Below are 8,664 nucleotides of genomic sequence, written 5' to 3' on the forward strand. Positions count from 1 at the left end.
GCCGTCGTTCCCCGGCCGGGAGTCGTCCCTCCCCGCGGAGCCCTCCTTCTCGGCGGAGCCCTCCTTCCCCGCCAGAAAGTCGTCGTTCCCCGCTCGGGAGCCGTCGTTCCCCGGTCGGGAGTCGCTCCCCGCCAGGGGAAAGTCCCCCGCCGGAGAGAAGTCGTTCCCCGGTGAGGGGTCGTCGTTCCTCTCCCCCGAGCCGTCGCTTCTGGCGCCACGGCCGGTACGGCGCAGGCCCGCACCCAACCGACGCCCCGAGACGGCACCCCCGGGGAAGGCCCGCCGCAAGGAACGCCACTACGACTGGGCCTGGGAGTTGATCGGGTTCCTGGTGTGCGTGGCGATCGCGATGATCGTGTTCTTCTCCATACCGATCTTCGTCAACCCGTAACGAGCCGCCGTAGCCGTCGCGGTTGATCCCGGGCCGCCTGAGACGTCTCCGGCGACCTGGGCCGACTGGGTGACGACCACGCGCCGCAACGCGTCTGGTCGCAACGCCGTCCGCTGGAGTGGTGGCGCCCCAAACCGTCAGGTTCGAGACATGCCGGTGGCGGAACGGGCCTGTACGGCCTGTCCAGGCGACGTCATTTCCGCAGCTGGCCGGGCGGGATATTCGCGTGCCGGGCGGGGTGCTCATCCTTGGGCTCCCGCGGTGGCTTGTTCGCTTGCCCTGGTGGTTCACGCGTTTGGCCAGGGGGCGTGTGTGGACGGCCTGTTTCCCCGGGAGCGCTCGGCGGTGCTTGTGGTCCTTCGGTCTTGGTGGGCTTGCTGGCTGGTTTCGTTGGCCTGGGGACATGAGTCGTTGGCCTGGGGACATGAGTCGACACGGCCAGGGTGTGTCCAGGTGTAAACGGCTCTGGCCCGTAATCGGTGGTGGCGGTAAGTGATCTTCACTGCAGCAGCGAAGAGAACGGATGGGCAGGCCACGCCGTCTAGTACACGTGAGGTGAACCGCCTAAATCTGGAGCCCGCCCACCGCACGCACAGAACGTAACTCGGGTCCGGCGATCTTTACAAGCCCTGGTCAAGTGGCGAGTTGACTGCCGTAAGCTCGTGCGACAAGTTCCGCGACGGCGCTGTGCGGGCCGAGGGGCTCCGCGTGTCCTGCGCCGATCGCCGCGGCGGCCCGCTCCTGCTGGGACTCGTGGCCGATCAGGCAGGGCGCGATGGCGAGCCGTTCCGCACCGGCCGTGCGCCGCCGCGGCGCCGGCGCCGGGCTCGCTGTCGAGGGAGGCGGCGACCACCGGCAGGGTGAGCCTGGAGGCTGGCAGCACCGCAGTGCCTGCACCGCGACCGCCGCGGACGAAACCGCCACCAGATCCGCAGCAGCCCGTCATGCTCATCGTCTGCGACAGCACCCGCCGCTGCCGGGCATGCCCCCACCCGGTCAAGACTCCACCGCAGTCCGGACAACGCAGCATTCCAGCCGCCAGTCGCCGCTCCGCGACCGCCTGGATCAGCGCCTTGGCGGTGTGCTCACCGATGAGCTCATCGGCAAAGGGCATGGAGGTCTCGCGTAGATCGGGCCGGTCAGTCGGGGCGAATGTCTACGGTGGTGTGGCGGGGAGCTCGCCGACCGCCTGCCGGGAGATTTGGGGCCGAACGTAGGCTAAGGACCGCCCCTGACAAATCCGGCAACACGCTCGGTGAGCTCCTTCGCACCCACCGCGTCCACGTCGATCCCGCCGAGGTGGGGGTGCGCGGCGGAGGCAACCGCAGGACCGCCGGGCTCCGGCGTGAAGAGGCGGCCGACGGAGCGTTGCCAGCAGGCCACATGGAACGGGCGGCGGTCTCATCGGCCAAGGAGGCGGCATCGAAGATCTCCACGGAAGGACGATCTCAGGTTGGAATGGACGCCGATTCTCCGCATAGACGGGAATGTGTGGCTGGGCCTCGTTGACCGTACGTCCCTATGGATAGGAGATCTAACTGCCCCGAAGAGAGAGCTTGATCCTCAGAGACCCGTGGCCCTGCTGCCTCTCCTGAAGCATCCGCTCGCGGAGGTGGAGGCTCGGCTTGCCGCCAGAGGAGATCTCATCGGGTTGGCGAACGTGCCCAACGAGGCCTTGCGGAGCCGGAGCCCGTACTGGATCAGCTTGGCACTCGACTGGATAGCGGAGATGCCATCGGATCCAGAACAAAGGCGGCTGCTGGAAGCCCTTGGCGCTGATCGCTCGATTCCACAGGACGTGCGCCATGGAATCGTGCGACTCCTGAAGTCAGAGCGCGAGAACGAATGAGGCTCTTCCTCGCACCGTGGAGGTTGCCGATCCCGCGCCGCCGAGTTGGCGGCGCGGGCGGAACGGGCGCTGCTCCCTCTTCGCCTTCGCCGGGACCCTGGGGCCGTCGGGTACGCCCACTCGATCGGTTTTGGACGTTCCGCTCCGCTGGGGATCGCGATCCGGATCGCGACCTTGCCCGACGACGGCCCGACCGGCGAGGAGGAGTTCGGCATCGGACATGCGGCTGGTGTCCTTGCGGGCGACGCGGCGTGCTGGGCGGTTTCGTACCAGGTGGTCAGCAGCGAGCCGTCCGCGTGCAGCGCGGTGTCGGCTTCGCGGGCGAAGTCCGCTCGCGCCGTCCGACGTTCTACGAGCTGTGCTCCGCCGGCGGTCTGGGCTTCGTCCGCCGCACCGACCGCACGGACAAGACCGTACGGGAGACCAGATGGATGCCGACCGCCGCGTCGCGTCTACAGCCACATCCTCAACGGCGAGGCCCGATAAGACCGCGGCGATCATGGTGATTGGTGACGTCTTACTCGTCGAGGCGCACGGGATGCTCAGTCCCGTCCGGCAGCAGGACGATCGCCGCGCCGGTGATGCGGGCCTCCAGATCGTGGTGAGCCTGTGCCGCTTTCGACAATGGATAGGTGTGGACCTGCCGCGTGCCGAACACGCCGTCCCGCCAGGCTTGGAACAGCTCGTCGCTCGCGTTGAGCAGCGTCTCTCGGTCCGGTAGGTGTTCGCCGGTGGACGACCTGGTGATCCGGATCCGGCGGCGGTTCAGCTCCGCGACATCGAGCTCAGGCTCACCGGAAGCCGCGCCGAGCAGATCGAGGGTTCCGCCGTCACGCAGTACCGAGACCGCCTCGGCGAAGGTCGCACGCCCGACCTGGTCGTAGAACACATCCACGCCACCGCCGGCAGCGGCCACAGCCGATGCCAACTCGCCGGTCGCCGCGACGACGATGTGCTTCAGCCCGAGCGCTCGCGCTGCCTCCACCCGGTCCGGGCCGGCGACGAGTGCGATCACCCTCGCTCCGAGATGCTGGGCCCAGGTCGCGAGCAGCGACCCGACGCCGCCGGTCGCGCCGGTGACCAGCACGACCTCGCCTGCTTGGACCGGGTGGACGCGACGCAGGCGCGCCCAGGCGGTCAATCCCTGCGCCAGCAGAGCGGCTGCGTCCACTGAGGAGATGTCGTCGGGCAACGGGATCGTGTCTTCCACCGCGAGCAGTCGCCGCTCGGCGTAGGCCCCCAAAGAGAAGTAGTAGCCGACCCGGTCTCCGATCGACACGGATTCCACGTCTGGCCCCACGGCGTCCACGACGCCCGAACCCTCACCTCCGATCACGGCCGGCAACTCGCGGAGCGGGAAGCTGCCACTCCGAAAATACGTGTCGACGAAGTTCACGCCGATGGCGTCGTGCCGTAGTCGCACCTGACCCGCCGCGGGCTCACCCAACTGCTCTAGCTCGTACTGCAGTACGTCTGGTCCGCCATGCTCGTGGAGCCGCACGACGCCACTCATCGTTCGTTCTGGTCGGTAAGTCATGCCGGTAACGTAAGCTGCGGATACTAGTTACCCGCAACGACACCTACTTCCCTTTAGGAACTACGATGAGCATGCCGCGGATACAGATCCCGCAGTCGGCACGAAACGTCTACTCGGCGAGCTGCCCATGCCGGCTCATACTCGACCTGCTGGCGGACAAGTGGAGCGCATTGGTGCTGAGCGCCCTGGAGCCCGGTCCAGCCCGGTTTGGCGCGGTCAAGGCGAAACTGGCAGGGATCAGCCCCAAGGTCCTGACGGCGGTGCTACGCCGGCTGGAGGAGCACGAGCTGATCACCCGGACCATCTATCCAGCCGTTCCGCTGCACGTGGAGTACGAACTGACCGATCTGGGCCGAGACGCATGCGTGCCGCTGGGGGCGCTTCTCTACTGGGTTGAGGACAACATCGAACGCTTCCCCGCCCTGCCCGGCACCCCAGGAAAGTAGCGGCTGGGCCCGGCCGGCCGGCCAAGCCGGCGAGCACCTCGTGCCTGCCCTGGCCGACCGCTACCACGTCATCGCCCCGCCCTGGACGCGGACGTGGCCCTCCTAGCCGAAATCCCTTCTTCGATTTTGTAAAAACGTGGTCGGTTCGTTGCCCGCAAAGGGTGACCGGGCAGGTGAGATGGGGACACCGCCATGGAAGTCAGCGACAGTTTCTCCACTCTTGAGAGGTACGGGCTCAGCCACGAGCTCGTACGAGCGCTGTTCTATGGATTGCGCGTGGGGCTCTACATCGTGGACGACACTGGGCGGATCTTGATGGTCAACCCGTACGCCGAGCAATTGCTGGACCGGCCCGCCCAGGAGCTGATCGGGGCGGACTCGCACGATCTTCTGCACAGGAATCCCGACGGGAGCATGGTTTCCCGGGCGAGCTGCCGGCACCTCGCGGCCGTCGAATCGAGCACGAGCGTGCGTACCGACGAGGCCTGGTTCACCCGCGGCGACGGCGGACTCATCCCCCTGAGCCTGATGATCGCACCGCTTCAGCTCGGCCGGGACGGAGACATGGCAGGGGTGGTCCTGTTCTACGACCTGCGTCGGCACAAGGCCGTGGAGCAGGAGCAGGCCGCCCACCTATCCATCCTGGAGCAGTTGACCGGCCGGCTGTCGCTGATGGCGGAGATCAGCACCGTACTGGCCTCCACCCTGGAGGTGGAGGAGGCGCTGCGGAGGCTGACCCGGCTGGTGGTGCCGCGTCTGGCCGACTGGGCGATGATCGACCTGCTCGGACCCGACGACAGCCTGCGCAGGGTCGCGGTGGTGTCGCGGAACGCACGGTATGCCGCAGGGGAGGGATGGCAGCGACCATTGTCGCAGGAGCAAGCCACTCGCTCGCCGCTGGTCCGGGTGCTGCGCGGCGCTCCCTCAGTCCTGCTGAGTTCACAGGATCTGGCCAAGATGGACGAGGTGGGAATCTGCGGCATGCAGCGAGGGCTGTTCGAGAAGATCGACGCCACGTCGGTCATCATCGCGCCGCTGCGCACGCCCCGCCGCGTGCTCGGCATGCTCACCCTCGCCCGCTCGGGATCCTCTCCCGCCTACGATGAGGCCGATGTGTCCCTCGTCGGCGACATCGCCGGGCGGGCCGGGCTCGCCGTGGACAACGCCGGCCTGTTCCAGGAGCAGCGCCGCATCGCCGAGACCATGCAGCGCCACCTGATCGCCCCGCTCCCCGCCATCGAACACCTTGAGTTGGTCGCGCGCTACCAGCCCGCCCCCCGCGGCTCCCAGGTCGGCGGCGACTGGTACGACGCCTTTCCGCTGCCCGGTGGCGTGACGGCCCTGGTCATCGGCGACGTAACGGGCCACGATCTGCAGGCCGCCGCCAAGATGTCGCAGATCAGGAACATGCTACGGATGGCGGCCTGGGCTCAGCACACGCCACCCAGCCGCGTGGTCGGCCGGCTCGATGACGCTCTGCCACACATCACCGACGACCTGATGGCCACGCTGGTGCTGGCCCTGGCCGAGCAGCGGCAGGACGGGGCCTGGTGGCTGCGCTGGACCAGCGCCGGCCACCCCCCGCCCCTGCTGGTCGACGACGACGGCTCCACCCGATACCTGGAACAGGGGCAGGGGCTGCTGCTCGGCACCGGCCTGCCTGCCGACCGACCCGATGCCGCCGTACCGATCCCGTCCCAGAGCACCGTTTTGTTCTACACCGATGGCCTCATCGAGACCCCCGGGGAGTCCCTCGAGGTGGGCATGAACCGGCTGCGCAGGCACGCCGCCGCGCTCGCCAGACAGCAACTGCCGTACTTCTGTGATGAGATCCTTGCCCGCATGCGACACGACGTGATCGACGACATCGCGCTGCTCGCCCTGCGCCTGGCGCACCCGGCATGACGTGGAGCTCCCGGCGAGCGGGCTTGGAGATTGACAAGGCGGGGTGGTGTACGTCATCATGAAAATGCGACCTGGAAGATGGTCTTTTTTAGCGTGGACAAATTCTGCCAGAGCGAGTACGCTCGTGCTTCCACGCTGCCTCTTTGACGACCCGCGATGCTCGCTCACGTTGCGAGGTCGTCTGGCGTGCGTGTAGCCAGTCCGCCGCGAGCCCTCGGAAGGACACATCTGTTGGCAGCCTCGCGCAACGCCTCCGCCGTACCCGCCGGTCCCCGTCGCGTCTCATTTTCGCGTATCCAGGAGCCTCTCGAAGTTCCTGACCTTCTCGCCCTGCAGACCGAGTCTCTCGACTGGCTGCTCGGCAACGAGAAGTGGAAGGCCCGGGTAGAGGCGGCTCGTCAGGCCGGGCGCAAGGACGTCCCGACCCAGTCGGGCCTCGAAGAGATCTTCGAAGAGATCAGTCCCATCGAGGACTTCTCGGGGACCATGTCCTTGTCGTTCCGCGACCACCGCTTCGAGCCGCCGAAGTACTCCGTCGATGAGTGCAAAGACAAGGACATGGTCTACTCCGCCCCGATGTTCGTGACGGCGGAGTTCATCAATAACACCACCGGTGAGATCAAGAGCCAGACGGTGTTCATGGGGGACTTCCCGCTCATGACGCCGAGGGGCACGTTCATCATCAACGGCACCGAGCGTGTCGTGGTCTCGCAGTTGACGCGTTCGCCTGGGGTCTATTTCGAGCGCAATGTCGACAAGACCTCCGACAAGGACCTCTACGGGTGCAAGGTCATCCCGTCCAGAGGGGCTTGGCTGGAGTTCGAGATCGACAAGCGTGACAGCGTCGGTGTGCGCATCGACCGCAAGCGCAAGCAGGCCGTCACCGTGCTGCTGAAGGCGTTGGGGTGGACCAACGACCAGATCCTCGAGCGCTTCGGCCAGTACGAGTCGATGCGCGCCACCCTGGAGAAGGACCACACGGCCGGCCAGGACGACGCGCTGCTCGACATCTACCGCAAGCTGCGGCCGGGTGAGCCGCCGACCAAGGAGTCGGCGCAGACCCTGCTGGAGAACCTCTACTTCAACCCCAAGCGCTACGACCTCGCCAAGGTGGGTCGCTACAAGATCAACAAGAAGCTCGGGGTCGACTCGGAGATCACCCAGGGCACCCTGACCGAAGACGACATCGTCGCCACGATCGAGTACATCGTCCGCCTGCACGCGGGTGAGGAGTCGATGCCGGGCGCCAACGGCGAGCTGATCGTCGAGGTCGACGACATCGACCACTTCGGCAACCGCCGCGTGCGCAGCGTCGGCGAGCTCATCCAGAACCAGGTCCGCCTGGGGCTGGCCCGCATGGAGCGGGTCGTGCGGGAGCGGATGACCACCCAGGACGTCGAGGCGATCACGCCGCAGACCCTGATCAACATCCGCCCGGTCGTGGCATCGATCAAGGAGTTCTTCGGCACCTCGCAGCTGTCGCAGTTCATGGACCAGATCAACCCGCTGGCCGGTCTGACGCACAAGCGGCGGCTGAATGCGTTGGGTCCTGGTGGTCTGTCCCGTGAGCGGGCGGGTTTCGAGGTCCGTGACGTGCACCCGTCCCACTACGGCCGGATGTGCCCGATCGAGACCCCGGAAGGCCCCAACATCGGCCTGATCGGCTCGCTGGCCTCTTATGGCCGGCTCAACGCCTTCGGCTTCATCGAGACGCCTTACCGCAAGGTCGTCGAGGGCAAGGTGACCGAGCAGATCGACTACCTGACGGCCGATGAGGAAGACCGCTACGTCAAGGCGCAGGCCAACACGGCGATCAACCCGGACGGCACGTTCGCCGAGTCGCGTGTCCTGGTCCGCACCAAGGGCGGTGAGACCGAGCTCGCCCGTGCCGAGGAGGTCGACTACATCGACGTGTCCCCACGTCAGATGGTGTCGGTCGCCACGGCGATGATCCCGTTCCTGGAGCACGACGACGCCAACCGGGCGCTCATGGGCGCGAACATGATGCGGCAGTCGGTGCCGCTGCTCAGGAGTGAGGCGCCGCTGGTCGGCACGGGCATGGAATACCGTGCCGCGACCGACGCGGGTGATGTGATCAGCGCCGAGAAGGCGGGTGTGGTGGAGGAGGTCTCCGCCGACTACGTCACGGTGATGAACGATGACGGCACGCGGACGACGTACCGCGTGGCGAAGTTCAAGCGTTCCAACCAGGGCACCTCCTTCAACCAGAAGCCGATCGTCGCCGAGGGCGACCGGGTGGAGGTCAACCAGGTCATCGCCGACGGGCCGTGCACCGACAGCGGTGAGATGGCGCTGGGCAAGAACCTGCTGGTGGCGTTCATGCCGTGGGAGGGTCACAACTACGAAGACGCCATCATCATCTCGCAACGTCTGGTGCAGGACGATGTCCTGTCCTCGATCCACATCGAGGAGCACGAGGTCGACGCCCGTGACACGAAGCTGGGTCCGGAGGAGATCACCCGGGACATCCCGAACGTCTCCGAGGAGGTCCTGGCGGACCTGGACGAGCGCGGGA

The 8,664-nt window shown here is 66.9% G+C and carries 6 protein-coding genes; 5 read left to right on the forward strand and 1 reads right to left on the reverse strand.

All coding sequences use genetic code 11. The annotated features are described in order from the left end of the window. Positions 1-391 (forward strand): hypothetical protein (locus tag ITP53_RS51655; RefSeq protein ID WP_407941405.1); only part of this gene is annotated, 391 nt, incomplete at its 5' end. Between the two features lie 1,573 nt (positions 392-1,964). Beyond that, the gene (locus ITP53_RS51660; protein ID WP_195902840.1) at positions 1,965-2,240 is read left to right on the forward strand and encodes a hypothetical protein; all 276 of its coding nucleotides are present in this window, start codon (positions 1,965-1,967) and stop codon (positions 2,238-2,240) included. 517 nt (positions 2,241-2,757) lie between these two features. On the opposite strand, the gene ITP53_RS51665 is transcribed toward ITP53_RS51660, so the two are convergent. Further along, positions 2,758-3,777, reverse strand: a complete 1,020-nt coding sequence (locus ITP53_RS51665; RefSeq protein WP_328818571.1) for a zinc-binding dehydrogenase — start codon at positions 3,775-3,777, stop codon at positions 2,758-2,760. 65 nt (positions 3,778-3,842) lie between these two features. Between ITP53_RS51665 and ITP53_RS51670 the strand changes: the two genes are divergently transcribed. The 3 genes from ITP53_RS51670 to rpoB all read left to right on the forward strand — a co-directional run. Further along, positions 3,843-4,223 (forward strand): winged helix-turn-helix transcriptional regulator, encoded by a 381-nt coding sequence (locus ITP53_RS51670; protein WP_207757621.1) that lies wholly within the window; start codon positions 3,843-3,845, stop codon positions 4,221-4,223. A gap of 192 nt (positions 4,224-4,415) precedes the next feature. Next, positions 4,416-6,128 carry a SpoIIE family protein phosphatase gene (locus ITP53_RS51675; RefSeq protein WP_195902842.1) on the forward strand — a complete coding sequence of 571 codons (1,713 nt, stop codon included), beginning with the start codon at positions 4,416-4,418 and terminating at the stop codon, positions 6,126-6,128. Positions 6,129-6,359: 231 nt separating this feature from the next. Continuing rightward, on the forward strand, positions 6,360-8,664 hold a 2,305-nt coding region (gene rpoB / locus ITP53_RS51680; protein ID WP_236052127.1), incomplete at its 3' end, for a DNA-directed RNA polymerase subunit beta.

The sequence above is a fragment of the Nonomuraea cypriaca genome, assembly GCF_015645445.1.
Taxonomy (GTDB): domain Bacteria; phylum Actinomycetota; class Actinomycetes; order Streptosporangiales; family Streptosporangiaceae; genus Nonomuraea; species Nonomuraea cypriaca.

What these genes read in the sequence shown, in the direction of transcription:
- ITP53_RS51670 (WP_207757621.1), top strand. Translation starts at nt 3,843, where the DNA reads ATGAGCATGCCGCGGATACAGATCCCGCAGTCGGCACGAAACGTCTAC.
- ITP53_RS51675 (WP_195902842.1), top strand. Translation starts at nt 4,416, where the DNA reads ATGGAAGTCAGCGACAGTTTCTCCACTCTTGAGAGGTACGGGCTCAGC.
- ITP53_RS51665 (WP_328818571.1), bottom strand. Translation starts at nt 3,777, where the DNA reads ATGACTTACCGACCAGAACGAACGATGAGTGGCGTCGTGCGGCTCCAC.